We start from the raw sequence: 26005 nt of genomic DNA on the forward strand, positions 1-26005 counted from the left end.
GGCTTTTCACCTCCGGAGCCAACGACCCGGATATGGCCGAACAAGAGAACCCCGACAACCCGACAGCGGTACTCAAAACCAACCACGGCGACATCACCGTCGAACTGTTCGAGGAGCGCGTCCCGCGCACCGTCGACAACTTCGTCGGCCTCGCGACCGGTCAGAAGGAGTGGACCGACCCCGAGACGGGCGAGACGAAGGATGGCGAACCGCTCTATCAGGACGTGCTGTTCCACCGTATCATCGAGGGCTTCATGATTCAGGGTGGCGACCCGACCGGAACCGGCCGCGGCGGGCCCGGCTACCAGTTCGACGACGAGTTCCACGACGAACTCGGCCACGACGGCCCCGGCGTCCTCTCGATGGCGAACTCCGGTCCGAACACCAACGGCTCGCAGTTCTTCATCACCCTCGACGCCCAACCGCACCTCGACGGCCGCCACTCGGTGTTCGGCAAGGTCATCGACGGGATGGACGTCGTCCGCGAGATCGGCTCGGTGCCGACCGGCCGCAACGACAAACCGACCGAGGACGTCGTTCTCGAATCGGTCGCCATCTACCGATAATCGAGGTCCGTCCTCGCCAGTCGCGTACTTCTCACACTTTTCCAGTAATCGCAGCAGTATGGTTGCGCGTCTACATAAATCGTCGTGGAAATTCTTATATACGAGAGTGCCAGATATTCACACGCACAGATGTTCGAACGATTCTCCAGCGGTTACTACCTCGGTGAACTGTACGTCGAACCGCACGACTGCGACCGCCCCGCGATTCACCGAGCAGACCACGAGCGGATGAACGAGCAACTGTACCTCACCGGCGAGGGAATCGAACGACTCGACGCGCCGCTCGTGATGAAACTCCACACGACGCACTTCCCCGTCCTCGGCGACGACGACGTGCCGACGGGCACGCTCGCGCTCCCCGAATCGATGGCGACCGACGACCTGCCGGACTCCTGTGAGGTGTTCCTCGCGACCGCAGACCGCGCCTCCGAACTGCTCCGGTACGCCGGCTACGAGGCCCCGACCGGCACCTGAGTCGCTCGTCGTCCCGGTACGACACTCCACTCGCCGTCGACCCCCGCAGTTGAAGTCCCCGGACTTCACCTCTCGGGGTATGCTCGACGAGTTGCTCGGCCGCGCCGAGTTGAAGCGGCGCATCGAGGATCTGGAGGAGGAGAACCACCACCTCGAACGCCGCGCCGCCGCCGAGGAGGAGCGCAGAGCCGACGCCGTCACCGCCAGACAGGAGGCCGAAGAGCGCGTCAACCGCCTCGAAGACCGCATCGCCGAACTCGACGACCGTGTCGACAGACTGCAGGACGACGAGGATGCGGATCTCGACTTCCGCGGGACGGAGACGCTTTGCGGCGCTCGTCTCGACGAGATACTCGACCGGCTGGGCTCCGTCCAGACCGGCTCCGAAGGTGCGCTCACCGCGATGGTCGACGGCGACTCGCTGCCGGAGAGCGTCGAGGCGGCCCTGGGCGAACACGCCTCGCTGATCCGTCGCGCCGCCCCGTGTCTCGTCTACACCGACGACGCTGGCCTCGTGAGCGCTGCCCTGTCACCGCCGTTGGCTCCCGACGAGTTCTGCGAGTGGGGCGAGTCGTTCCGGGTCGACGAATCGTGGTTCCGGCCGACCGGTCGCTTCGCCTTCGCCGTCGCCCGCGCGGATCTGTTCGCGCTCGGCGAGTACGACGGCCGCGAGCGGCTCGAAGAGCGGGGGTTCGAGAGCGACGTGAAGGAGAAACACTCGAAGGGCGGGTTCTCGCAGGCGCGGTTCGAGCGCATCCGCGACGGCCAGATCGCCGACCACGTCGAGAGATGTCGCGAGGCCATCGAGGCGAGCGACGCCGAGACGACGATTCTCGTCGGCGACCGCGAGGTCGTCAGCGAGCTGCGCGACGCGGTAGACGTGACCGCGACGAGCGACGCGGGCGGGTCGCCCGGGGACGCGCTGGAGGAGGGCTTCCGCGACTTCTGGGCGACGCGGCTGTATCGGCTCTGAGAGCTGGCGGATCCAACCCACGGTTGCGGCACGTCACACCGCTGGCAACCGATTTATGCCACCTTACCGCGTGCACTCGGGTATGACCGCCACCGGGACCGAAAGCCGCCGCATCGTCGTTCTCGCACACGAGAAGTTCCCCGACCGCGCGAAGACCGCGACCGGCGTGATGCGCTACGGAAACGACGAAACCGTCGCTGTCCTCGACCGCGACCGCGCCGGCACGCGCGTCCGCGACCACCGCGCCGACCTCCCAGACGCCCCCGTCGTCGCCTCGTTCGAGGACGTGTCGAACCCCGAAACGGTCGACGCGCTGCTCGTCGGTATCGCGCCCATCGGCGGCGGCTTCGACGAGACGTGGCGACCCGACGTCCGGGCGGCCATCGAGGCCGGGTGCGACGTCGTCGCCGGCCTCCACTACTTCCTCGAAGACGACGAGGAGTTCGCCGCGCTGGCGGCCGACCACGGCGTCGAACTCGTCGACGTGCGCAAACCCGACCCGAACCTCTCCGTCGCGAAGGGTGTCGCCGACCAAGTTTCTGCGGAGATAGTGCTCACCGTCGGCACGGACTGCTCCGTCGGGAAGATGACGGCGACGCTCGAACTCGTCGAGGCCGCTCGCGAGGCGGGTATCGACGCGGCGTTCGTCCCAACCGGGCAGACGGGAATCATGATCTCGGGGTGGGGCCACCCCGTCGACCGCGTCGTGAGCGACTTCACCGCGGGAGCCGTCGAGGAGATGATTCTCGAGATCGGCGACGACCACGAGATGCTGTTCGTCGAAGGCCAGGGCAGCATCGTCCACCCCGCCTACTCGGCGGTCACCTGCGGCATCCTCCACGGGTCGATGGCCGACAAACTCGTGCTCTGTCACGTCGCCGGCCGCGAGGTGATTCACGGGTACGAGGAGTTCTCCATCCCCCCGCTGTCGGAGTACGTCGACCTCTACGAGTCGCTCGGGTCGGCGGTCCACGAGACCGAGGTCGTCGCCGGCGCGCTCAACACCTCGTCGCTCCCGGACGACGAGGCCGAAGCCGCCGTCGAGGCGTACGCTGACGAACTCGGCGTTCCCGCGAACGACCCGATTCGGTTCGGGTGCGACGACGTGCTGGAGGCGCTTCGGTGATTCTCACCGCGGAGTTCGAGCGAGTCGAACTCACGCTAGAACACCCCTTTACCATCTCCCGTAGCACGCAGGAGACAGCCGAGAACGTCGTCGTGAAAATCACCGACGGCGGCGGGATGACCGGCGTCGGCGCGGCCGCGCCGTCGCGGCACTACGGCGAGACGGCCGGCACCGTCGAGGCGGTGTTGCCGGACCTGCTCGACGTGGTAGAACGCGTCGGTGACCCCCACGCCTTCGACCGCATCGAGCGTCGGATGCGCGAACGTGTCGAACGCAACCCGGCCGCCCGCTGCGCGGTCAGTATCGCCTTACACGACCTCGCGGCCAAACGACTCGGCGTCCCGCTCTACCGGATGTGGGGCCTCAACGCCGACGACTGCCCGACTTCCTCTTTTACGATTGGTCTCGACACGACCGAACGCGTCCGCGAGAAGACCGAGGAGGCCGTCGACGCGGGATACGAGGTGCTGAAGATAAAGCTCGGCACCGACCGCGACGAGGAACTCGTCGAAGCGGTCCGCGACGCCGCTCCCGAGGCGACGCTCCGTGTCGACGCCAACGAGGCGTGGACGCCTCGCGAGGCTGTCCGGAAAAGCGAGATGCTGGCGGACCACGACGTGGAGTTCGTCGAACAACCTGTCCCGGCGTCGGACCCCGAGGGGCTCAGCTTCGTCTACGAGCGTAGTGCGCTCCCCGTCGCCGCCGACGAGTCCTGCGTCACGCTCGCCGACGTGCCGCGCATCGCCGACCGGGCGGATATCGCGAACATCAAACTGATGAAATGCGGTGGGCTGCGCGAGGCGACGCGGATGATTCACACGGCGAAGGCGCACGGACTGGAGGTGATGCTCGGCTGTATGGTCGAGACGAACGCCGCCATCGCCGCCGCCTGTCACCTCGCGCCGCTTCTCGACTACGCGGACCTCGACGGCTCGCTGCTGCTCGAATCGGACCCCTACGCGGGCGTTGACCTCTCGGAGGGAACGATTCGCCTCGGCGAGTCCGGCCATACCGGCACCGGCGCGCGACTCTCCGAGTAAGTCGTCAGCCGGTCACTCCCAGTCTAAGTCCTCGCTCCGATTGACGCTCCGAAGGATGAACGGACCGATGGAGAGCGTCCGCTTCGCTACGGTCGCGATACGGAGGACGTACGACAGAAGCACCATGAACGGCACTAGTGCGACAGTCACCGCCCCCGAGACGACCCAGACGAGGTTGTCGACGCCGAAGGCGAACCCCTGAATCGAACCGGGGTTGTCGACGTACAGAATCATCCCCGTTGCGACGACGAGCGCCGGAATCGACGTGTACAGCATCGTCCGCGAGAGGTTGATGAGTTCCCACTGGAAGTAGAGCGTCTTGAAGTGCTCGCGGGCGGGGCCGAAGAACTTCAGCGTCTCGGTGAGGTTGTCGAGTCGCTCGCGCGTCTCCTCGGAGAGTGAGTCGGTGTACTGGTTTCGCAGCCGTCGTCCCTCGTATATCTTCCAGGAGTAGTTGAAGTTCAATGCGGCGAACAAGACGTCGAACGTCCCGAACTGCTCGCTTTCGAGCTGTTTGGCCACCTCGTCGGCGTTCTCGACGAGGCCGTCGACGTACTCGGAGACGGCGTTTTCGGCGTCCTCGCTGCTGTTGCCGTCGGTCTCCGCGGACGCTGTCTCCAGTTCCTGTGCGCGGTTGCGGATTCCCTCGATGAGCGCGCGGAGGAACGCCGACGGCTCCGGCGGCGCGGCGGGCACGTCCAGCACGTCCTCGACGTCCTCGCGGAACTCCATCGCGCCGTCCATCCGGTCGCGCTGGTCGCCGAGCGGTCCGAGTTCCTGCGAGAGTACGAGTTGGTTGATGGTGACGACGAGCGTCACGCCGGTGATGATAGCGGTGAGAAAGCCCTGAAACGTCGTCTCGATGGGGTCCTTCAGGTTCCACGACCCGCGAATCGGCGCGGGGTCGAGGACGCCGAGAACGACGAGCGCTGCGAACACCAGCGTTAGCGGCAACGCCGTGACGAACCAGCGGTTCGCGTCCATCAGTAGCCACAGTTTCAGACGACTCTGCCCGACCCGTCCGCGCATCGTGTTGCTTGGCTCGTCGCCGTCGCTCATGTTCGTATTACGATCAAGCAGTACAAAGGGTTCGCGACAGCGAGTCGGGCAGCGTCGTCGCGGACGCCGGTCGTTGCGGGGTCGGCGTGGGTGAGAGCGGGGTGGGATCGGAGTCGAAGCGAGGCCGAGTCAGCGTCCGAACCGGACGACGAGCGCCCGTCGGCTACTCTGCGCGCGATTCCTCTTCGTTCTCCAACTCTTCGAGGTCGGTCTCGGTCTCTTCGTTCGTCTCTGACGATTCCAACTCCTCCAGTTGCGCGTCTATCTCCTCGTCGCTCGCGGTGTCGCTCTCGGTCTCGCCCGAGGACTTGCCCATCTCGGCCTTCAGCGTCTCCAGTTCGCTGTCGACCTCGCCCCCGCTTCGCACCGAGTCGAGTTCGCGGTCGATGGAGTCCTTGTCGGACATCGCGTCGTCGAACGCGCCCGTCTCCTGCAGTTCGTCCATCGCCGCCGAACGCGCCTCCATCTCGTCGGTGCGCTCCTCGGCGCGCTCGATGGCGCGACCGACGTCCTCCATCTCGTCGCCGACGCCGGTCATCGCCTCGGAGACGCGGCTCGACGCCTCGGCGGCCTCGTAGCGCGCCTTCATCGTCTCCTTCTTCGTGCGGAACTCCTCGATGCGGTTCTCCAACTGGTTCTTCTTGTCGACGAGCTCGTCCTGGGTGTTCTGCAGTTGCGCTATCTGCCCCTCCAGTTCCTCGATCTGCGTCATCTTCGACTGCTTCTTTTCGAGGGCTTTCCGCGCGAGGTCCTCGCGGTCCTGTCGGACGGCCTCGCGCGCCTGGTCGTTGTGCTTCTCGACGTTCTCTTCGAGGCGTCGTTTCTGGATCTCGAGGCGCTTCTTCTGAGTCGTCAGGTCCGCGATGCCCTGCTTGACGTCCTGGAGTTCGTCGCGCATCTGCTCGTAGGAGTAGTCGAGCGTCTCGCTCGGGTCCTCCGCGCGGTTGAGGAGGGCGTTGACCTTCGACCGCACGACGTACGACATCCGCGAGAGTATTCCCATACCTCCCCCTTGTGTACGCTGGCCTTAAAACCTCATGCGAACAAGGGGTCCCGTGACAGGTTCGGAGACCGCGCTGATTCCGGGCGGGAGAGACGTTCGTGGGACGCTCGATGGGAGCGGCACAGGGACCGAAAACGTCGTCGTCGCGTGCCCACCGCACCCCCAACACCGCGGCCACCGCGGCGACGAACGCCTCGTCGCCGTCGCCGACGCGCTCAACGAAGATGGGATCGACTGCCTCCGCTTCGACTACGGCGAGTGGGACGAGGGTCGCGGCGAACTGATCGACGCCCAAAACGCCCTCGACTGGGCCGCCGAGCGGTACGACTCCGTAGGTGTATTCGGCTTCAGTTTCGGCGGCGCAATCGCACTCCTCGCCGCGGCCGCCGCCCGCGACACCGTCGACCCCGTAGCTGTGAGCGCGCTCGCTCCGGCCGCCAGACTCCCTGCAGGCCTCGACGCTGCGGCCGCGCTGTACGAGATTCGCGCGCCGGTGCAGGTGGTGTACGCGACGCGCGATAAGACGGCCGAGTGGGAACCCGTCGTCGACAGAGCGCGAGAACTGGGGTGTGGGGTTGTGGGAATGGAGGCCGACCATTTCTTTATCGGCCAGTCGGCGAAGGTGGCCGAGACGGTGAGCGGGTTTCTGACGTCGGAGTTTGAGTGAGGGTTTTCCTTATAAGTAGGAGGCCCAACAATCGATGGCCGACATTTATTGTGACATCTGAGATAAACTTATAATTCTATAACTCAATTTACTATGTATGTCTGAATTGGTGAAGTACATCGTCGGGGGACTTTTGATAGCCGCAATGTTGGGTGCCCTTCGTAGTGCTTCGTCTGCATTGAACGGGAATTTTGAACAAGCATTCACCCCTGGGTGAATAGATTTTGCAGTAGCTTACCCCACTCTAACAGCCCTCGTACTGGTAGGGGGAACGGTACTTTTCGGTGGCTCCTTCATCGCTGCAGTTGAGAACCTCTAACTGAATCTCAGTTGTACTCGCGCCACCGGTAGCCGCACTCCTTACACTTGAAGAAGCGCGTCGGCGGTTCGTCCGCGGAGGCGGTCTGCTTGATGGTGTACCACGCCTCGCCGTGACCGCATTTGTCGCAACTCACGTCGTTGGCGGTCGGTTTCCCCTCGAAGTCCGCGCCCTCTTCGGTTTCGATGACCTCGCTGTCGGTCTGCGATTCGGTGGAGACGAACTCGGCGGCGCGCTCCTCGTCGCGGTCGGCGCTCGCACCGCAGCTCGTACAGACCATCGCGCCGTCCTGATTCACCATCATCGAACCGCAGTCGTCGCAGAACTGCATACGCCGGCGTACTCGCTCCGGCCCCAAAGGTCAGTCGGAGCCGTTTCGGTCCGGCTCGTTTCGACTCGATTCGTCTGGGGTCGCGCTCTCTTGCTCGATACCGTCGCGTCGGCCGCCCCCGTTCGTGGACGCGTCCGCGACGGCGTGCGCCGCCCGACGACCGCTTGCGGCGCCGCTCTCGTCGTCGACCATCGGGCAGTCTCGGACCCGAAAGCGCTCGAAGCCGACCGTCTCGACGATGTCGGTTCCCTCGTGTGAACAACCGAACTTCGGCGGCGACTCGAAGTGCGGACAGGTCTGACAGTAGTGGCGCTTCGAGACGACGTACGTCTCGCCCTCGGCGGCTTCGACGGTGGGAATCTCGTCCGCGTTCGGTGCGTCGAGGGCGACATCGCCCTCGGCGACCGCGTCGGCCCACTCGTCGACGACCGACGCGTCGAACGCGCTCGGCTCACTCGCTTCGTCACCGACGGCCGATTCCAGAGAGTCCCACGGGTCCGTGGCCTCGTCGTCGTACGTTGGCAACTCGGCGAACGGGTCTGACGGAGCGGGGTCAACCTCACGCTGCGCGTCGCGGGGGTGTCGTTCGTCGTCCCACCGGGCGTCACTGCCGTCTCGGCTGTCCGGTCGAGAGTCGTCGCTGCGGTCCTCAGACATCGGTATCGGTCAGTCGGGCGGCGTCGGTCTCCGCCTCGGACTCGGTCTCGGTCGTCAGTGTCGCCGACCCGAACGGCCAACTCGGCGGTCTCACCCCGTCGAACGGCGCGCCGCAGTGCGGGCACGTCGGCGACGAGAGGAGGCCGAGTTGGACCGTTTCGCCGCAGTCGGCGCAGACGCCCTTGCACACCCCGTTTCGGTGCGCCGCTTCGAGGAACTCGTCGAGCGCGCGTCGGTCCGCCGTCGCTGACTCCGCTCGCTGTACTCGCCCGCGCAGGTCGACCGTCACCCGCGCGAGCGTCGTCAGCCGTCGCTCCAGCGTCTCGACGCGCTCGAACAGCTCCTCGGTCGTCTCGGCCTGCCGGTCGAGGTCCTCGTCGACGTCCGTCGAGAGCGCCTCGACCCGTCGTTCCAGCGCCTCGATCTCGGCGCTCGCCCGCGCCGCCGCGCGTCGAACGTCGGGGTGTTCGTGGTCGCTCGGTGCTTTCGCGTCCGTCTCGCGTTTCACCTGCACGACCCGGCCGCGAACGTCGTCTATCTTCTCGTCGACGTCCGACTGCACGCCGTCTACCCGGTCGTCGAGCGCGTCGAGTCGCGTCACCAACGCGTCGAGTCTCGACTCGGTCTCCTCGTCGGACCGGTCCGCCGACTCCCCGCCCCCGTCGGAGACGTCGGCGAACACCTCTGCACTCGGTACGTCGGGTCCCGTATCGGATCGCTCCCGCCCGTCGGGTTGCGACTCGACCGGTGCCGCCGACTCCCACGCCGACTCGCCGCTCGACTCTGCCCGGTCGTCAGCCATCTGCAATAGCTCTATTCGTCTCGCATCTTAAATGTTCGCTCACCGTATCTTTCGGACGTCGCTCACGTCGAGTCCCGACTCCGAGATTTCGACCTCGAAGCGGACGATGTTCTCGCCCTCGATGCGCGAGAGCACGCCGCGGAACTCCTCGACGACCATCGTCCGGGCGCGCTTCGACCCGCCGGACTCCCACCGAAAGCGGAGCGTCCCGCTGGCGGCGTCGGTCAGGAGTCCCAACTCCCGGGGATCGAGCGTCTCCTCGTTGACCAGCAGGATGATGAGGCCGCCCCAGTGGTAGGCGGCCTTTCGGAGTCCTTTCATCACCATCGCGATATCGGACCACGCCATCTCGTCGGAGATCGCGCCGACGAGGTCGGTGATGGAGTCGACGAGAACCAGATTACCCGCGGCGTGCTCGCCGAGATACTCGCCGAGCGCGCTCAACACGTTGTCGCGACCGTGCCGCTTCCCCAAATCGCGGATGGTGGACGTCTCGCCGACGTACCACTCCCGCGGGATGGGACTCAACTGGAAGTACTCCGGCGAGAAGTCGCGGAACCGAATCTCCGAGAGCGCCCCGTCGACGATGTCGTCGGAGAGCGTGTACGCCAACTCCCGACCGAGATACTCCTCGTCGGTCGTAAACGAGAGGTAGTGGACCTCGTCGGGAAGCCGCGTGTTGTCGCCGAGCGACCCGTAGTACAACTCGAACAGGTCGGCGTCGGCGTGCGCCAGCGCGTTCATCGCCGCGCACGTCTGCAGGAACTCCCGCGCACCCGCTCCGGACTCCCCCGATAGGAGGACGACGTTGCCCGGCGGCGCGCCCCCGCCGATGATGGAGTCGAAGCGAGAAACGCCGAAGGGGATCTTCTCCATGGCCGCCCGTCGGCGGCCGTCGGGATAGTCGTTACGCCGGACAGTCGACTCCATTGACCGTTCGTCACTCGATTCGCGCACCGGCGCTCCGCGACGCGGAGACGAGCACCTCGCCGTCGATTCCGGCCGACGCCAGCGCCGCCTCGCCGGCTTCCTGCGCAGCGTCGGCGCGCGTGGCGTCGGTGACGCCGTACACGGCCGGGCCCCACGAAGACTGCCCCGCGCCGTACACCGCTGGCGCGTCGGAAAGGGATGCGACGAGTTCGCCGACCGGCGGCCGGTAGACGCCGCCCTGCTCGTCGGCGTACCACGCGCCGTTGAGGCGGCCGATTTCGGCGACCGCCTCGCCGAACCGCTCGGGTGCGTCGGCGGCGACGGCCGGCAACACCTCGCGGACGACCGCTCCCGAGATTCGGTCGGCGAGGGCGGGGTCCGCGCGTTCGACGGCGGCGCGCATGCTCGCGTCCTCGTCGGCGTCGCTCTTGCCCGGTTCGGCGTCGGGGAGGACGACCAGGAACCGCCAGTCGTCGGGAATCTTGTGCTGGGCGGCCACCGCAGGAACGTTCCACTCGCCGTCTGCGGGCCTGTCGGCGGTGAAGCGCGCCGTCGGGTGGCCGGCGTCGAGGACGAATCCTCCGGACTCGAAGGTGGCGACGCCGACGCCGGAGCGACCGCCGCGGCCCAACGCCGGAGCGTTCTCCCGAACCCTGGGCGCGCGGTCGTACGCCCCGGCGACGCCCGCGAACACCGAAAGCGCCAGTTGCGTCCCGCTGCCGAGACCCATGTGCCGCGGCAACGACGACTCGACGCGGACGTGTGCGCCCGAGACGCCGAGTAACTCGGTCGCTCGGGTAGCGTATTCGCGAACCGTCTCGGCCTGCGCGTCGACCTCGACGTGGAGGTCGACCGTCACCCCGTCGTCGGCCACCACGTCGACGACGAGTTCCGGCGTGTCGAGCGCGACGCCGAGCGCGCCGTACAACCGCTCGTGGGCGAGGCTCAGATTGCAGAACCCGAAGTGGAGTCGCCCGGAGGCGGTGACGCGCGTCATTGGGCGTCGTTCGTAACGCCGTCGTATCGGGATTTCGACGGTGGCAACGCTGGACGGTGTTTTTGCCCCCTCCGCTTACGACGGGAGCGGGCAGAGACTCGCGGTGAACACGGCGACTTCGTCGGTGTCGTTTCGCGCGCCGTGGACGACGCCGCGTTCGTGGAGGACGACCCCCGGCGCGTCGATTTTCTCCTCGTCGTCGCCCTGAAGCACGGTCACGGTCCCGCGAAGCACGTGAAAGACGTTCGTGCTGTCGGCGTGCTCGTGCGGCGAGAGCTCCGCGCCGGGGCCGAGCGCGAACGCCTTCACCAGCACGTCGTCGGTGACGACGAGCTCCGCCGTCTCGACTTCTTCCTCCTTCGGGTCGAGGTCTTCGAGTCGGTCGAGTGTCATGGCCGTGACGACGATGGCGTGGCGAATAAGCGTGGCGTCGTTCGCTCACTCTGCTCTCGGCCCCCGGCCCCGGTTCCGACCCTCGACCCTTCGCCCCTGCGCTTACCTCGCTCGCTCCCGTACGCTCCACGATGGATACAGACCGCGTCCCCGACGGCTGGTACGAGGAGTCCGACCCCGAGTTCATCGACCGCAAGTACGACCCCCGACCGGTCACCGTCTTCCGGCACGTCGACCACGGCGCGACGCTCGTGGCGATGCCGTCGGAACCGAACACCGAACACGCCGAGACGGACACGTATCGCCTCGCCGTCGCCGACGAAGAGACCTCGAACTTCGGCGACGTGGAACCGTTCGCGGAGGTCCGCGGCGACGACGAGGCGCTCGACGCCGCCGAGACGTTCGCAGCGGCGTACAACGCCGAAGGCGGCGGCGATGCAGGTATCGAAGCCGGAAAACGGGCGGTGGCCGACGAGCAGAAGACCGACAGGGAGTAGAGTTGGTTCAGACGAGTTCTTCGGCGACGACCGACGCCGACAGCAGTTTCGGGTCGACCGCGAGGTCGGCCTGCCCCTTCGCGAACTCCGGTAGCGACTGCTCGGCGTAGACGACGACGCGAACGTCGGGATTCAGTTCCTTCGCCAGCGGAATCGCCGTCGCCTCCGCCACGTCGGTGAGGACGACGAGGCCGGCGTCGACGATGCCGGCGTCTTCGAGCGCCGGGCGGGTGACGATGCCGTCGATACGCGTGAGTTCGACGCCTTCGGCGGCGAGGGCGTCGGCCAGTCCGTTCTCGTCGGGACCGCAGAGTATCGCTTTCATATAGTGTGTGAGGTTCGGAGGGTTGTGTGAGGGAGGTGCGTTCGTCGGGTTACTCGTACTCGATGGTCGCCGGCGGCTTGTGTGTCACGTCGTAGACGACGCGGGCGACGGTGTCGTTCGTGCCGGTGATCCGGCTCTGGATGCGCTGGAGCGTCTCCCAGTCGAGTTCCTGGGCGCGGGCGGTCATCCCGTCGCGGCTCTCGACGGAGCGGACGGCGACGATCCAGCCGTGGACGCGGTTGTCCCCCTTCACGCCGGTGCCTTTGCCGACGACGGCGGCGAACGCCTGCCACGGGTCGTACGCTTCCAGTTCCTCTTCGACGACGTGACACGCCTCACGGGCCACCTCGACTTTCTCCTGGGTCACCTCGCCGACGACGCGGACGGCGAGACCGGGGCCGGGGAACGGCATCCGCTCGGCGACGACCGCTTCGAGGTCCAGCGCGCGGGCGACTTCGCGGACCTCGTCCTTGTAGAGGTCGCGGACCGGTTCGACGATGCCCTCGAAGTCGACGACGTCCGGCAGGCCGCCGACGTTGTGGTGCGACTTGATGCCGCCCTCCGACTCGATGCGGTCGGGGTAGATGGTTCCCTGCACCAGGTAGTCGGCGTCGGTGTCTCTGGCTTCGCGCTCGAACTCGCGGATGAACTGTTCGCCGATGACCTCGCGCTTGACTTCGGGGTCGACGACGCCCGAGAGCGCCTCGAAGAACCGCTCGTGGGCGTCGACGACGCGGAGGCTCTCCATGAAGCTGAAGATCTCACGGATACCCTCCGTCTCGCCTTTCCGCATCAGACCGGTATCGACGTAGACGGGAGTGAGTTGCTCGCCGATCGCCTCGTACGCGAGCGCGGCGGCGACAGAGGAGTCGACGCCACCCGACAGCGCGATGACAGCGTTGGCGTCGCCGACTTCCTCGCGAATCTCGGCGACGGCTTCTTGGATGAAGGAGTCGGTGTCGACCATCAGGCCTGCACCTCCGTGACTTCCTCGGTGCGTTCGAGAATCGCTTCGACGAGGCCGACGAACGGCGGACTCGCTCTGTCGGGCCGCGAGCGGTACTCGGGGTGGAACTGCGTCCCGATGAAGTACGGCTGGTCGTCGAGTTCGACGATTTCCATGCGATTACCGGATTTCCCCGAGAACGTCAGCGCACCGGATTCGAGATCCGAGAGGAACTCGGGGTTCACCTCGTAGCGGTGGCGGTGACGTTCGGTGCAGGTGTCGGCACCGTAGACGCGGTACGCGAGCGTCCCCGTCTCGATCTCCGTCTCGTGCGCGCCGAGGCGCATCGTCCCGCCCATCTCGTCGAGATCGTACTGCTCGGGGAGGAGGTCGATAACGGGGTGGTCGGTGTCGGGATCCAGTTCCGCCGAGTGAGCGTCTTCCCATCCGAGGACGTTGCGCGCGTACTCGACGACGGCCATCTGGAAGCCGAGACAGAGGCCGAGGAAGGGAACGTCGTTCTCGCGGGCGTAGCGAATCGCTTCTATCTTCCCCTCGGTGCCGCGGGAGCCGAACCCGCCGGGGACGACGATGCCGTCGGCGCTCTCGAGGCGCTCTGTGTGGTGGTCGCGCATCTCGTCGGAGTCGACCCAGTGGACGTTCACCTCGATGCCCGTCTCGATACCGGCGTGTTTCAGCGCCTCTCGGACCGACATGTAGGCGTCTTCGAGGTCGTACTTGCCGACGAGCGCCACGTCGACGGAGCCCTCGCGGTTGCGCGTCACCAGGTCGCGCCAGCGACTGTCGCGTTCGTCGGGGGGAAGCGCCTCGTCGTCGAGCGAGAGGCGTTCCATCACGTACTCGTCGAGGCCTTCCTCCTCGACCATCAGCGGGACGTGGTAGATATCGTCGACGTCGGGGTTCGAGAAGACTGCCTCGGTGGGAACGTCGCAGAACAGCGCGATCTTCTCCTTGGTGTCGATGTCGAGGCGGTCCTGGTTGCGCCCGATGAGGATGTCGGGCTGAAGCCCGATGCTTCGGAGCTCCTTGACGCTGTGCTGGGTGGGTTTGGTCTTCTGCTCGCCGTTCTTCGAGTCGGGGACGAGCGTGACGTGCATGAACAGGATGTCGTCTTCGTCCTCCTCGTGGGCGAACTGCCGGAGCGCTTCGAGATACGGCATCGACTCGATGTCGCCGACCGTCCCGCCGACTTCGACGAGACAGACGTCGCTGCCCGCGGCGGCCTCGCGGACGCGCCGCTTGATGTCGTCGGTGATGTGCGGGATTATCTGGACTGTCTTCCCGAGGTAGTCGCCGGCGCGCTCCTTCTCGATGACGTGCTGGTACGTCTTGCCCGTGGTGACGTTGTGGTCGGAGGTCATGTCGACCCCGAGGAACCGCTCGTAGTTCCCGAGGTCCAAGTCGACCTCGCCGCCGTCTTTCAGCACGTACACCTCGCCGTGCTGGTACGGGTTCATCGTTCCGGCGTCGACGTTCAGGTACGGGTCGATCTTCACCGCGGTGACGTCGAACCCGGCGTTCGACAGCAAGCGCCCGGTACTGGCTGCCGTGATTCCTTTGCCGAGTCCGGACATCACACCCCCGGTGACGAAAATGAACTTCCTCCCTAGATTCGGGTTGTAGCCCGTGTCGGGTTCCGTCGGCATACCGACTGTGCGCGAGGCCCGTTGAAGAACGTTTCGTCACGCGCAAACGTTTGCGAGAGGCCCACAAACCCACGCTCCGTGATTGGTACTTCAGCTGTCACCTACGCGGGGCCAGACGACGCCTCCGCCCGCCTCGCCGTTGGCGTTCTCTGCGGATTCGACACGAACTATCGTATCCGAATCGGCGGCAGAAACGTCTATCCGCCTGCCCGTCTATGGACGAACGTGCCGCCGACTCACGACTACCATATTCACTCGACGTACTCGGACGGCAAGTTCCTCTATCGGATGCTGCGCGCGGCCGAGGAGGCCGGTCTCGACGCCGTCGGGTTCGCCGACCACTGCAACGCCTCCACCCGCGACGAGGCCCGCCAGCGGACCTACGAACTCGGCTTCAACCTCGACCAGACGTATCCACGTCGGCGGGCGGCCATCGACTCGCTCCGCGAGCAGTTCGACGTCCGCATCTTCGACGCCGTCGAGATGGACTACGACCCGCGCGACGAAGACGACATTCGCGCCTTCCTCGACGACGCCGGGTTCGACTACGCCGTCGGGAGCGTCCACCGCCTCGACGGCACCAACGTCCACACCGAAGGTTTCTTCGCGGCGAAATCGGAGGCCGAACAGCAGGCGTACGTCGACAACTACTTCGAGAAACTCGTCTCGCTCGTCGACTCGGAACTGTTCGAGATCGCCGCCCACGTCGACCTCGTGGAACGAAACCCCGCGCTCCGAGGCTACTCCACCGTCGACCACTACGAACGCGTCGCCGACGCGTTCGCGCGCTCGCGGACCGTCCCCGAAATCAACGCGGGTCGCGTGCTTCGGGAGTACGGCGAGATTCACCCCGCTCCGCGACTGCTCGAACTGCTGCTCGAACGCGGCGTCGGCTTCACTCTCGGCACCGACTCGCACCGCCCGCGCGAACTCCGCGAGCGTCTGCCGGTACTCGTAGAGTACTTCCAGGAGTACGACATCGAACCGGTCCGGCTGTTCGACTGACGGTCACTCGTTCTCTGTCGTCGCCGTCGCGTCGCTCTCGGCGTCCGCGTCCGTCTCGGCGTCGCCGAGGTCGTCGGCGCGCTTCCCGTCACCTTTCCCGGCCGCCTGAACGTTCTCGTCGGTTCGTTCGACGCCCGGAACCTCCAGAATCAGGTCGGGACCGAACGCGCTCGCGGGGGTCCGATAGCCGGTCGGCGTGTCCCCGGCGAGCGTCTTCTCCGCGCAGAGAACGGCCGACTCGGCCGTGAGCGCGTAGACGTGCGGCGTTCGGAGTCGGGAGACGACCCGCTCGCCGTTCTCGGAGGTGGCCTCGCCCCAGACGTACACCGTCGCGTCCGCTCGCTCATCGGCACTCGGATCCTCGGCGTAGCGGTCGACCAGTCGCTTGAGCAGACGCTTCGCCGGTCTCGTCTCGAGCAGCGGTGCGAGATATCGCTGGAGCTCCATCGTCCGCCGCGTCGACTCCGGAAACGTCGCGTACACTTCGATGTTCGGGATGCCTGTCGTCGTGTACGCCGTCGACACGTCGCCCCACGGGATGGTGACGGCGGTGCGCCACCCCCGACCGAAATCGATTTCGCGCGTCTTCCACCCGCTCGGTACGTGGCGGAGTTCACCGCCCTCGCGAATCGCGCCGCCCTCGCCGAGCGCCTCGATGGCCGTCTTCAGCGTCCCCATCGACAGCGATCCCGAGGTGTCGCACCCGAGTGCGAGATGCGTCGCCTCCGGCAGTCGTTCGGCGAGGTGGGCGGCGAGACAGTCGGTCGGCACGACGTCGAAGCCGACACCCGGAAGGAGCGTGATTCCTGCGTCCTCGGCCTCGGGACCGCGGCGCTTCAGTCGCTCGAACACCTGAATCTCGCCGGTGATGTCGAGGTAGTTCGCGCCGACGTCGAGACAGGCCTCGACCATCGGTTCGGCGGTCTTCGAGAACGGTCCCGCGCAGTTCAACACGGTGTGGGCGTCGTCGATGCGGTCCGCGACGGTGTCGAGCGAGGCGACGCGGGCGCGGACGCCGAGGTCGTCGGCTTGGTCGGTCACTTTCTCGGCGTCGCGGCCGACGAGAATCGGGTCGAGGCCACGCTCGACGGCCTTCTCGGCGACGAGCGACCCGGTGTAGCCGTACGAGCCGTAGAGGACGAGTTCGGACATACTGTCACGGTACGGTACCCTGACTGTTGGGCGTTGCGGCATCTCTCCCCCGACGGAGCGAAGCAGACGACTCTGCCGCGACCGGTGACTTTTGGCCTCGTCTCCCCGAACCCGACCCATGGAGTTCCCACGACTCGGTCTCGGGACGTACCAGAACAAAGACCTCGACCAGTGCGCGACGAGCGTCGAGACGGCTCTCGACGTCGGCTACCGGCACATCGACACCGCGCAGGGCTACGACAACGAGGAGGCCGTCGGCGACGGAATCCGCGCGAGCGTAGCGAGTGCAGGCTCGTCAGAGCGGAGCGCTGACGGCGTTTCGGCGGCCGACATCGACCGCGACGACCTGTTCGTCGCCACCAAACTCGACACGGACAACCTCGGCTACGACGACGTGATCGAGACGGGTCGCGAGAGCGCCGAGAAGCTTGGCGTCGACACCATCGACCTGCTGTACGTCCACTGGCCGCTGAACACCTACGACCCCGAGGAGACGCTGCCCGCGCTCGACGAACTCCGCGACGAGGGCGTCATCGACCACGTCGGCCTGAGCAACTTCCGGCCCGACCAACTCGACGAGGCGAAAGACCACCTCGACGCGCCGATCTTCGCCCACCAGGTCGAGATGCACCCGATGCTCCAGCAGGAGGAGCTCCGCGAGTACGCCCGCAAAGACGACCACTGGCTGGTCGCGTACTGCCCCATCGCCCGCAACGATGTCGCCGACGTCTCCGAGATTCAAGATATCGCGGAGAAGCACGGGTCGACGCCCGCGCAGGTCGCACTCGCGTGGTTGCTCTCGAAAGACGAGGTCGCGCCCATCCCGAAAGCGACCGGCGAAGACCACATCCGCCAGAACTTCGAGGCGACGGAACTCGAACTGGACGACGACGACGTTTCGACCATCGACTCGCTCGACCGCGAGGAGCGTATCGTCGACTTCGACGACGCGCCGTGGAATTAGGTCTGAGCGATCGAGCTAGCTGATTTCGGTCGGATTCGACCGTGAAACTACTTTCACCACGGTTGGCTCGTCCTTATTGCACCAGAAGCCGTCTGAGTAAAACGCGAGCATTCGGTAACGGTCGGTGGTGGGACACCGACGCGGTGCTCGTTCCCCTTGGGAGGATTGAGCATGTGGAGACAGACGGTTTCACGACAAAGCAGTTTCGACGAAGACGAACCGCACAGGCGCATAGAGAGGGCTCACCGCGGAGGGAGACGATGAGTCGCGAGACGGCGAGCGTCGAGGCGGACAGCGACGAACCGCCGCCGACACGCGCCCAGACGCGCACCGTCGTCGCGGTCGCGCTCCTGTTCACGCTACTCGGTGCGACGCTCCCGCGGTTGGCAAGCGGCGACCCGCTCGCCGCGTGGCAGATACTCCTGCTGTCGGTCCTCGGACTCGCCGCGGGCGTCGCGACGCTCGGCGAGGAACCGATTCGGGCCGCCGCGGACGTGTATCGCGACAGCAGGCGCTAAGGTCGGTCGACGGCCGCCGTGTCGGTGTCAGGCGATGGGGCGAACCAGCGCTCGCATCGCCGCCGCCCCGCCGACGAGCACGATGCCGAACAGCGCAAGCGCCCCGAGCGGCGACGTCGCGTCGGCGACCACTCCGCCGACCACCTCGAAGGGTACCGCCGCCAGCGAGTAGACCATCGACGCCGCAGAGAGCACCGTGGCGCGCCCGGCGGAGTCGATGCGATCGTTCAGGTACTGGTTGCCGAGCGTGATCGACGCGGTGTTGACCGCGCGGGCGACGAAGAACGCCGGGACGGCGAGAATCGGCGCGACCCACAGCGCCGCGAACAGCACGCCGACGACGAACGGCACCGCGGCGAACCACCGTCGAATACCGATTCGGCGGCGGAGCCAACCGGTTCGGTAACTCACCGCGGCGGCGACGAGCGTGAAGCCGGCGTAGACGACGCCGACGGCGGTCTTCGTCGCCGATTCGGGAACGCCCGCCGCGAGCGCGACGTCCTGGGCGACGGGCTGGTCGAAGATGTACGTCATCTGGACGACGCCGAACAGCAGCGCGAAGTAGCACACGAACGTCCGCAGCGGCGGTTGTGCGAGGCGGCCGCGAATCACGCGAACCGCCGCGGCGACGGTGAATCTCCCGACGTCCTCGTCGCCGGTCTCCGGCACCGACAGCAGGACGGGGACGCCGAGCGCCGTCACCGCCGCCGTCGCGAAGAAGGGGAGCCGGAAGTTCTCGTCCGCCAGCGCGCCGCCGACGGGGGCGGTCAGCGCGCCGACGGCGAGACCGAGGCCCGTCGCGCGACCCTTGACGGCGGCGAACTCCGCGGTCGCGTCCCGCTCGGCGAGCAGTTCGTAGAGCCAGGCGTCGTCGCTGCCGGTACGAAACGTCTGGCCGACGGCCCACGCGCCGTAGACGACGGCGAACTCGGGGAACGTCGTCGACAGTCCCATCCCGACGGTCGCGAGCGCGACGACGACGGTCCCCACGAGCATCCCGTTGCGGCGGCCGATGCGGTCGCCGACGTACCCCGTCGGTATCTCGGCGGCGACGAGTCCGATCCACCAGACCGCGTTGAGCAGACCGACCTCGGCGAATGAGAGCCCCTGCGCCCGGACGAACAGAATCCAGATGGCGGCGGTGAAGCTCGCGTACGTCGTCGTGACGTAGGCGTAGTACTTCACGTAGAGACTCGGTCGAACCATCTCTCGACGTGACCGACAGGCGTCAGCCGTTCCAAACTGTCGATTCGGAGCCGCCGTCGTCGCCGGCGGCACGAGCGTCGTCCCTCTCTCGTCGACGGTCGTCGCTCGCGCGCCGCAGAGCCGACTTTGAACTAAGTAGCTCCTCGCTGCACTCCCCCACAGCCGTGCCGCGAGAAACTGCCTACGAACACTCGATAGACCACGTGCAGGTGTTGTCCCCCGACGGGAGCGTCGACTCGGAGCTAGCGCCCGACCTCTCCGAGGACGACCTGCTCGAGATGTACTGGACGATGAAACGCTCGCGGCGACTCGACGAGCGCGCTATCGCCCTGCAGCGACGGGGCGAACTCGGCACCTACGCGCCCGCCGTCGGACAGGAGGCCGCGCAGGTCGCAAGCGCCCACGCGCTCGCCGACGAGGACTGGATGGTGACCTCGTTCCGCGAGACGCCCGCCTACCTCGCCCGCGGGACGCCGCCACGGATGCTCCTGTGGTACGCGATGGGGATGGAGGAGGGGTCGGCGACGACGCGCGAGAGTCGGACCATGCCGCCGTCGATTCCCGTCGGCTCGCAGGCGCTGCACGGGGCCGGACTCGGGTGGGCCCAGGAGATCGCCGGCGAGGACGCCGCGTCGCTCGTCTACTTCGGCGACGGCGCGACCTCGGAGGGCGACGTGTACGAGGCGGCGAACCTCGCGGGCGTCTTCGACGCCCACACCGTCTTCCTCTGCCAGAACAACCACTACGCCATCTCGGTTCCACGTGCGCAGCAGACCCGCGCAGAGACGCTGGCGCAGAAAGCTCTCGCCGCCGGTATCGAGGGCGTGCAGGTCGACGGTAACGACGCGCTCGGCACGTACGCCGTCGTCCGTGACGCCCTCGCGAGCGCCCGCGACGGCGACCCGGTGTTCGTCGAGGCACTAACCTACCGCCGCTCTTTGCACACCACCTCCGACGACCCCTCTGTCTATCGTCACGAGGAGGAAGAACAGGAGTGGGAGACGCGCGACCCCATCGCTCGCTTCGAGACGTACCTCCGCGACCGAGAGCTACTGGACGACGACCGCATCTCGGACGTCGAGGCGTCCATCGAGGACGACCTCCGCGGCGAAATCGAGGCCGCGAACGAGGGGCGCGAGGCGGTCGACGCCGAGGAGATGTTCGACTACGCCTTCGAGACGCCCATCCCCGAGTTGGAGCGCCAGCGCGCCGAGTTCCGCGACGCTGTGTCGGGAGGTGACGGCGATGGCCGATAGACAGCGCCTCGTCGAGGCCGTCCGCAACACGCTGCTCGAGGAGATGGCTCGCGACGACTCCGTCGTCGTCTACGGGCAGGACGTAGGTCGAAACGGCGGCGTCTTCCGGGCGACGCAGGGCCTCCTCGACGAGTACCCCAATCGGGTGTACGACGCGCCGGTCGCCGAGGCGGGCATCGTCGGTCTCGGCGTCGGACTCGGCACGTACGGCTTCACGCCCGTCCCCGAGATCGAGTTCTCGGGGTTCATGCACCAGGCGTTCCATCAGCTACAACAGCACGTCGCCCGCCTCCGCAGTCGAACCCGAGGAGAGATGAACTGCCCGATGACCATCCGCGCGCCCTACGGCGGCGGCATCCGCGCGCTCGAACACCACTCCGAGAGCTTCGAGGCCGGTTACGCGCACACGCCGGGGCTGAAAGTCGTCGTCCCGTCGACGCCTGCCGACGCGAAGGGTCTCCTCGCGAGTTCCATCCGCGACCCCGACCCGGTCGTCTTCTTCGAGCCGACCCGACTCTACCGGGCGTTCCGCGGGGAGGTGCCCGAGGGCGACTACACCGTTTCGCTCGGCGAGGCCGACGTGGTGCAGGCGGGCGACGACGTGACTGTGGTCGCGTGGGGTGCGATGCGTCACCGCGCGCTCGACGCGGCCGAGAACGTCGACGCGAGCGTCGAACTGATCGACCCGCGCAGCATCGTCCCGTTCGACACCGAGACGGTGTTGGCGTCGGTCCGGAAGACCGGCCGCTGCGTCGTGGTTCACGAAGCGCCTAAGACAGGGGGAATGGCCGCCGAGATAACAGCCCGCATCAACGACCGGGCGCTCTACTACCTCGAAGCGCCGGTCCAGCGAGTCACCGGTTACGACGTCCCCTATCCGTTGTTCGCCAGAGAAGACGAGTACGTCCCCGACGAAGACCGGATTCGACGCGGTATCGAGCGGGCGCTGTCGGACTGAACCGACGCGCGCTCCCGCTCTCTGCTACGGCTCGTCGCTGTTGCGTTCCATGTAGTCGCGCGCCGCCGAGAACGCGGTGTCGAAGTCCGCCGCGTCTTCCGTCAGCGGCGTCCGGTGCGACGCGCCGAGTTCGCTGCGCGGTACGGCGTAGGCGCTCCAACCGTCGCCTTCGCGGGCACAGACGACGCGTTCGTCGGATCCGAGCCACGAGCGAACGTCGTCGTCGCTCTCTTCGAGCGTCCATCCGGAGGGCGAGTCCTGGTCGGAGCGGTCGGTGGGGGAGCTCATCGCGGGAAGGGTCCGGTTCCAGACGGATAGCTGTTCGCCGCCTGCGTCAGTAGTCGCTCGGGGACCGCCCGTCGACACGGTCGGCGGGAGGCGCGCCGGAGCGAACGTCAGCAACGAGTTCGAGGGGCGCAACGGTTTTGTCCCGAGCATCGGAACATGTTCACATGAGCCACCCTGCCGGGAGCGAGTCGGTAGCCGCCGAAGCCGACGCCGGTATCGCCCCCGCCGAAGCGTTCGCCCTCCTCGGCAACGACACGCGAATCGAGATTCTTCAGGCGCTTCTGGACGAAAACGGCTCCGATGAGCCCGTCTCGTTCTCGGAACTGTACGACCGCGTCGACGTCGACGACACCGCCCACTTCAACTACCACCTGAAGAAGCTCACCGACCACTTCGTCCGCCGGACCGACGAGGGCTACTCGTTCCGCTATCCGGGCTGGAAAGTCGTTCGCGCCGTCTTCGCCGGCACGTTCACCGACCGCGCGGAGTTGGAGCCGTTCGACGCCGACGGCGACTGCTACGACTGCGGCGGCGACCTGGAGGCGTGGTACGCCGAGGAGCGACTCACCATCGCCTGTGGCGACTGCGGGACCGTCCACGTCAGCTACCCGTTCCCGCCGGGTGGCCTCGACGACCGAACGCCCGAGGAACTGCTGCAGGCGTTTCACCACCACGTCCGCCACCACTACTGTCTCGCCGCCGACGGCGTCTGTCCCGAGTGTATGGGGAAGATGGAGACGACGCTCTCGCGGGAGACCGAGTACGCCGGACTCGACGTGCAGGTGACCCACGAGTGCCGTCGGTGTCACAATCGGTTGCACTCCGCCGTCGGTCTCAACTTGCTGGACAACGCCGACGTGATGACGTTCCACGCCGAACGCGGCGTCGACCTGAGTACCCGTCCGTTCTGGACGCTCCCGTGGTGCGTCAGCGACGAGTACACGGACGTGGTCTCCTGCGACCCGCTGGAGATTCGTCTCGACATCCCCCGCGGCGACGACTCGATGTGTATCGTCCTCGACGACTCGCTGAACGTCCTGGAGGTGGACGGCTGTGCGCGGCCGGTCGGCGCGTCGGAGGGGTAAGCGATCCCGGTTCCGACGGTTCGACCCGGTTTGATCCTCTGTGTCCTGTTCACGTATCCGAGTCACGACGCGGCCCCAAGCCCAAATAACTACGTACGCGGAGACCATCCGTTCCTTATGGCAGAGTCGCTGAGTACGTCGTTCGTCGCGCTCGAAGGTGGTTGACGCGGTGGCTGAACCCGACGGCGGCGAGACGGCGAGCAGGTTCATCGGCGAGCAGCCTCCAGCACGCGAGATTCTCGAGAAGCAGATCGACGAGGGGTTACACGAGATAAACCGCGAACTCGACGGACTGTTCCTCTCGGGGCTGTCGGCGGGGCTCGACATCGGCTTCGGACCGCTGTTGATGGCCGTCGTGCTCACGCTGTCCGCCGGCAGCTACGGCGACCTACCGACCGAACTGCTGCTCGCCAGCGCCTACTCCATCGGCTTCATCTTCGTCGTTCTCGGGCGGTCGGAGCTGTTCACCGAACACACGACGCTGGCGGTGCTCCCCGTCATCGACGGACGGGCTTCGTGGAGCGACCTCGGACGGCTCTGGTCGGTGATATTCGTGAGCAACGTGCTCGGCGGACTGGTGTTCGCGGCGTTCGTCGTGATCGCCATTCCGGACCTCGGCGTCGCCACCCCCGAGGCGTTCGTCACCGTCGCGGAGAAACTCGTCCACCACAGCGACTCGGGGATGTTCTGGTCGGCCGTCCTCGCCGGCTGGCTGATGGGACTGCTCTCGTGGCTCGTCACCGCCGCGCAGGGCACGATAAGTCGCGTTCTCATCGTCTGGCTCGTCACGGCCTCCATCGGCATCCTCCACCTCCCGCACTCCATCGCGGGCAACGTCGAGGTGCTGTTCGGCCTGTTCATCGCCCCCGAGATAACGTTCGCCGACTACGGCCGGTTCCTGGTCCTCGCGACGCTCGGCAACGCAGTCGGCGGGTCGGTGTTCGTCGCCCTCCTGAAGTACGGACACGTGAGTCGAGGGTGACGAAAGCGGCTTCGAGGGGCCGGGCGACGGCTACGGCGTCACCCGGTAAACGTCCGCGGGAACGAGAGCCGAAGCGTCGGCGGGAACGATAAACGAGACGGGTGGGGCCCACCCGTCTCGGACTGTCAGTCCGCACCTTGCTTCTAGGGGAACTACCGAAAGAAGGCTCTGGCCTGATAGTCGAAAGGCGAGAGAAGTGCTCTCGCTCGATATCGGGACCGAGACTATCGCCCGTCGAACACCACGTCGCCGTCGACGACGGTCATTGCCACGTCGAGGTCGCGAATCGCCGCCGACCGCTCCCACGGCGACTCGTCGAGCACGGTCAAATCGGCGCGCTTGCCGACCTCGACGGTTCCCAGTCGTGTCTCGTCGAAGCCGGCGTACGCCGCGCCCAGCGTGTATGCTCGCAGCGCCTCGGTCACCCCGAGACGCTGGCTCTCGGCGGGCGCGTTGACCGCCCAGTGAATCCCCAACAGCGGGTCCAACGGCATACAGTCGGAGCCGAACGCCAGCGGCGCGCCCACGTCGAGTAACGCGGGATAGCGGTTCGTCTCCGTCCGTCTGTCGTCGAGTCGCGCCTCGTAGAGACCGCCTTCGTCGGCCCACTTCAGGAAGTTGGGCTGGACGGAGGCGACGACGCCCAGTTCGCCGAACCGCTCGATGGCTTCGTCGGAGGCCAGTTCGACGTGTTCGACGCGGTGGCGCATCTCGCCCGGGTGCTCCGTCTCAGAATACGCGTCCAGCACGGCGTCGACGGCCTCGTCGCCGATGGCGTGGGCGGTCACCTGAAAGCCGGCGTCGTCGGCGTGGGCAACGATGTCACCCAGTTCCTCGGGGTCGACGACCCACTGGCCCGTCGCCGACGCGTCGTCGCTGTACGGCTCGGAGAGTTTGGCGGTCCGGCCGCCGAAACTCCCGTCGGTGTAGCTCTTTATCGCACCCGTCCGAACCATCTCGCTGCCGTGGTTCGTCCGCAGACCCGCCTCCGTGACGGCGTCGAGGTGATCGGCCCAGTAGTTGATTCGAACCCGGAGCGAGAGGTCGCCCGCGAGGTCCAGCTCCCGGTACACCTGCGGCGCGCGCGAGTGCCGGACCATGTCGTGGACGCCGGTGGTGCCGAGTTCGTTCGCGCGCTGCTGGGCCGCGGTCAACAGCTCCCGCATCTCCTCGGCGTCGGGTTCGACCGCCTCGAAGACGGGGTCGACGGCTTCCTCGACGACGACGCCGGTCGGTTCGCCGCCCTCGATGTGGACGTCCGTCTCGGGCATCTCGTCGCGGCAGCGGTCCAAGGCGACCGAGTTGAGCGAGGCGACGTGCATGTCCTCGCGGAACGCGACGACGGGTCGAGAATCGGATACTGCATCGAGGTCCTCGCGGGTGAGATACCGCGACTTGTCCCACGTGCTCTCGTCGTAGCCGTAGCCCTGAATCCAGTCGTCAGAACCGACCTCGTCGGCGCGCTCCCGAAGCCGTTCGATGGCCTCTACGGGGCCCGAGGCACCCGAGAGGTTCGCGTGGACGAGGTAACGCCCCGTCATCGAGAGGTGGACGTGGGCGTCGACGAACCCGGGGAGGACGACCCGACCGTCGAGATCGACGACCTCGCTCTCGGCCCCGGCGAGGAACTCCACGTCGTACGTCGACCCGAGACGGACGATTTCGCCGTCTCGGATGGCGAGTGCCTCGTACGTCTCGTCGGCGTCGCCCTCGGTGTCCCCGTCGGCACCGACGAGGCTGTGGACCTCCGCGTCGACGAGGAGGAGGTCTGCTGCTTCGGTCATGGTGGCTCTGCGGTGGGGGAACGGCAAAATCGTTC

At 66.7% G+C, this 26005-nt stretch carries 29 protein-coding genes; 14 read left to right on the top strand and 15 right to left on the bottom strand.

Annotated features, from left to right (window positions below; translation table 11 throughout):
• The first annotated feature begins 32 nt into the window (after positions 1-32).
• The 5 genes from LAQ74_RS01285 to LAQ74_RS01305 all read left to right on the top strand — a co-directional run bounded on the left by LAQ74_RS01285 (position 33) and on the right by LAQ74_RS01305 (position 4179).
• A complete protein-coding gene (locus LAQ74_RS01285) occupies positions 33-566 on the top strand; it encodes a peptidylprolyl isomerase (protein WP_224333972.1) in 534 nt (177 codons plus the stop codon).
• Between the two features lie 129 nt (positions 567-695).
• Positions 696-1040 (top strand): DUF5802 family protein, encoded by a 345-nt coding sequence (locus tag LAQ74_RS01290; RefSeq protein ID WP_224333973.1) that lies wholly within the window; start codon positions 696-698, stop codon positions 1038-1040.
• 79 nt (positions 1041-1119) lie between these two features.
• Positions 1120-2013: a Vms1/Ankzf1 family peptidyl-tRNA hydrolase gene (locus LAQ74_RS01295; protein ID WP_224333974.1), complete on the top strand. Its 894-nt coding sequence runs from the start codon at positions 1120-1122 to the stop codon at positions 2011-2013.
• A gap of 82 nt (positions 2014-2095) precedes the next feature.
• On the top strand, positions 2096-3139 hold the full coding sequence (locus LAQ74_RS01300; RefSeq protein WP_224333975.1) for an N-acetyltransferase DgcN family protein: 1044 nt from the start codon (positions 2096-2098) through the stop codon (positions 3137-3139).
• Positions 3136-4179, top strand: coding sequence for a dipeptide epimerase (locus LAQ74_RS01305; protein ID WP_224333976.1), 1044 nt, complete (start codon positions 3136-3138; stop codon positions 4177-4179). The genes LAQ74_RS01300 and LAQ74_RS01305 overlap by 4 nt, the downstream gene beginning before the upstream one ends.
• A gap of 12 nt (positions 4180-4191) precedes the next feature.
• On the opposite strand, the gene LAQ74_RS01310 is transcribed toward LAQ74_RS01305, so the two are convergent.
• Both LAQ74_RS01310 and LAQ74_RS01315 read right to left on the bottom strand, forming a co-directional pair.
• Positions 4192-5238, bottom strand: coding sequence for a DUF7972 family membrane protein (locus LAQ74_RS01310; protein ID WP_224333977.1), 1047 nt, complete (start codon positions 5236-5238; stop codon positions 4192-4194).
• Positions 5239-5401: 163 nt separating this feature from the next.
• Positions 5402-6241, bottom strand: a complete 840-nt coding sequence (locus LAQ74_RS01315) for a PspA/IM30 family protein (protein ID WP_224333978.1) — start codon at positions 6239-6241, stop codon at positions 5402-5404.
• 52 nt (positions 6242-6293) lie between these two features.
• On the opposite strand from LAQ74_RS01315, the gene LAQ74_RS01320 reads away from it, so the two are divergent.
• Positions 6294-6908, top strand: coding sequence for a dienelactone hydrolase family protein (locus LAQ74_RS01320; RefSeq protein ID WP_224333979.1), 615 nt, complete (start codon positions 6294-6296; stop codon positions 6906-6908).
• Positions 6909-7234: 326 nt separating this feature from the next.
• Here the strand turns inward: LAQ74_RS01320 and LAQ74_RS01325 are convergent, their stop codons facing one another.
• From LAQ74_RS01325 to LAQ74_RS01350, 6 genes are all read right to left on the bottom strand, one after another.
• Positions 7235-7558 carry a transcription factor S gene (locus tag LAQ74_RS01325; protein ID WP_224333980.1) on the bottom strand — a complete coding sequence of 108 codons (324 nt, stop codon included), beginning with the start codon at positions 7556-7558 and terminating at the stop codon, positions 7235-7237.
• Positions 7559-7588: 30 nt separating this feature from the next.
• Positions 7589-8215 carry a DUF8135 domain-containing protein gene (locus LAQ74_RS01330; RefSeq protein WP_224333981.1) on the bottom strand — a complete coding sequence of 209 codons (627 nt, stop codon included), beginning with the start codon at positions 8213-8215 and terminating at the stop codon, positions 7589-7591.
• Positions 8208-9017, bottom strand: coding sequence for a hypothetical protein (locus tag LAQ74_RS01335; RefSeq protein ID WP_224333982.1), 810 nt, complete (start codon positions 9015-9017; stop codon positions 8208-8210). Before LAQ74_RS01335 ends, LAQ74_RS01330 begins: the two co-directional genes overlap by 8 nt.
• Before the next feature lie 39 nt (positions 9018-9056).
• Complete coding sequence (locus LAQ74_RS01340) at positions 9057-9893, bottom strand: RAD55 family ATPase (RefSeq protein WP_224333983.1); 837 nt, start codon at positions 9891-9893, stop codon at positions 9057-9059.
• Between the two features lie 64 nt (positions 9894-9957).
• Positions 9958-10944: a beta-ribofuranosylaminobenzene 5'-phosphate synthase family protein gene (locus LAQ74_RS01345; RefSeq protein ID WP_224333987.1), complete on the bottom strand. Its 987-nt coding sequence runs from the start codon at positions 10942-10944 to the stop codon at positions 9958-9960.
• A gap of 75 nt (positions 10945-11019) precedes the next feature.
• Positions 11020-11337 carry a cupin domain-containing protein gene (locus LAQ74_RS01350; protein WP_224333988.1) on the bottom strand — a complete coding sequence of 106 codons (318 nt, stop codon included), beginning with the start codon at positions 11335-11337 and terminating at the stop codon, positions 11020-11022.
• 131 nt (positions 11338-11468) lie between these two features.
• Between LAQ74_RS01350 and LAQ74_RS01355 the strand changes: the two genes are divergently transcribed.
• The gene (locus LAQ74_RS01355; RefSeq protein WP_224333990.1) at positions 11469-11834 is read left to right on the top strand and encodes a hypothetical protein; all 366 of its coding nucleotides are present in this window, start codon (positions 11469-11471) and stop codon (positions 11832-11834) included.
• Positions 11835-11841: 7 nt separating this feature from the next.
• Here LAQ74_RS01355 and LAQ74_RS01360 read toward each other — a convergent pair whose 3' ends face one another.
• The 3 genes from LAQ74_RS01360 to pyrG are packed head-to-tail and all read right to left on the bottom strand — an operon-like array spanning position 11842 to position 14772.
• Positions 11842-12159, bottom strand: coding sequence for a DUF7126 family protein (locus tag LAQ74_RS01360; protein WP_224333993.1), 318 nt, complete (start codon positions 12157-12159; stop codon positions 11842-11844).
• Positions 12160-12208: 49 nt separating this feature from the next.
• A complete protein-coding gene (guaA, locus tag LAQ74_RS01365) occupies positions 12209-13126 on the bottom strand; it encodes a glutamine-hydrolyzing GMP synthase (protein WP_224333995.1) in 918 nt (305 codons plus the stop codon).
• Entirely contained in the window at positions 13126-14772 is a 1647-nt protein-coding gene (gene pyrG / locus LAQ74_RS01370) for a glutamine hydrolyzing CTP synthase (protein WP_224333996.1), read from the bottom strand. The genes guaA and pyrG overlap by 1 nt, the downstream gene beginning before the upstream one ends.
• Positions 14773-14997: 225 nt before the next feature.
• Here pyrG and LAQ74_RS01375 point away from each other — a divergent pair, with 225 nt between their 5' ends.
• The gene (locus LAQ74_RS01375) at positions 14998-15777 is read left to right on the top strand and encodes a PHP domain-containing protein (RefSeq protein WP_255647806.1); all 780 of its coding nucleotides are present in this window, start codon (positions 14998-15000) and stop codon (positions 15775-15777) included.
• 3 nt (positions 15778-15780) lie between these two features.
• Here LAQ74_RS01375 and LAQ74_RS01380 read toward each other — a convergent pair whose 3' ends face one another.
• The gene (locus tag LAQ74_RS01380) at positions 15781-16929 is read right to left on the bottom strand and encodes a saccharopine dehydrogenase family protein (RefSeq protein WP_224334000.1); all 1149 of its coding nucleotides are present in this window, start codon (positions 16927-16929) and stop codon (positions 15781-15783) included.
• A gap of 118 nt (positions 16930-17047) precedes the next feature.
• Here LAQ74_RS01380 and LAQ74_RS01385 point away from each other — a divergent pair, with 118 nt between their 5' ends.
• Together LAQ74_RS01385 and LAQ74_RS01390 are read left to right on the top strand one after the other, a co-directional pair.
• Positions 17048-17893: an aldo/keto reductase gene (locus LAQ74_RS01385; protein ID WP_224334016.1), complete on the top strand. Its 846-nt coding sequence runs from the start codon at positions 17048-17050 to the stop codon at positions 17891-17893.
• A 260-nt stretch (positions 17894-18153) separates the two neighbouring features.
• Entirely contained in the window at positions 18154-18411 is a 258-nt protein-coding gene (locus LAQ74_RS01390) for a hypothetical protein (protein ID WP_224334018.1), read from the top strand.
• Between the two features lie 27 nt (positions 18412-18438).
• Here LAQ74_RS01390 and LAQ74_RS01395 read toward each other — a convergent pair whose 3' ends face one another.
• Complete coding sequence (locus LAQ74_RS01395; RefSeq protein WP_224334020.1) at positions 18439-19617, bottom strand: MFS transporter; 1179 nt, start codon at positions 19615-19617, stop codon at positions 18439-18441.
• Between the two features lie 164 nt (positions 19618-19781).
• On the opposite strand from LAQ74_RS01395, the gene pdhA reads away from it, so the two are divergent.
• Complete coding sequence (pdhA, locus tag LAQ74_RS01400; protein ID WP_224334021.1) at positions 19782-20873, top strand: pyruvate dehydrogenase (acetyl-transferring) E1 component subunit alpha; 1092 nt, start codon at positions 19782-19784, stop codon at positions 20871-20873.
• On the top strand, positions 20863-21831 hold the full coding sequence (locus LAQ74_RS01405; protein WP_224334029.1) for an alpha-ketoacid dehydrogenase subunit beta: 969 nt from the start codon (positions 20863-20865) through the stop codon (positions 21829-21831). The genes pdhA and LAQ74_RS01405 overlap by 11 nt, the downstream gene beginning before the upstream one ends.
• 24 nt (positions 21832-21855) lie before the next feature.
• Here LAQ74_RS01405 and LAQ74_RS01410 read toward each other — a convergent pair whose 3' ends face one another.
• Positions 21856-22119: a hypothetical protein gene (locus tag LAQ74_RS01410; protein ID WP_224334031.1), complete on the bottom strand. Its 264-nt coding sequence runs from the start codon at positions 22117-22119 to the stop codon at positions 21856-21858.
• A 164-nt stretch (positions 22120-22283) separates the two neighbouring features.
• On the opposite strand from LAQ74_RS01410, the gene LAQ74_RS01415 reads away from it, so the two are divergent.
• Positions 22284-23204, top strand: coding sequence for a winged helix-turn-helix domain-containing protein (locus tag LAQ74_RS01415; RefSeq protein ID WP_224334033.1), 921 nt, complete (start codon positions 22284-22286; stop codon positions 23202-23204).
• A 169-nt stretch (positions 23205-23373) separates the two neighbouring features.
• Entirely contained in the window at positions 23374-24186 is an 813-nt protein-coding gene (locus LAQ74_RS01420) for a formate/nitrite transporter family protein (protein WP_224334035.1), read from the top strand.
• A 224-nt stretch (positions 24187-24410) separates the two neighbouring features.
• Here the strand turns inward: LAQ74_RS01420 and LAQ74_RS01425 are convergent, their stop codons facing one another.
• Positions 24411-25970, bottom strand: coding sequence for an amidohydrolase (locus LAQ74_RS01425; protein WP_224334043.1), 1560 nt, complete (start codon positions 25968-25970; stop codon positions 24411-24413).
• Between the last annotated feature and the right edge of the window lie 35 nt (positions 25971-26005).

Source organism: Haloprofundus halobius (genome assembly GCF_020097835.1).
GTDB classification, from domain to species: Archaea; Halobacteriota; Halobacteria; order Halobacteriales; family Haloferacaceae; genus Haloprofundus; species Haloprofundus halobius.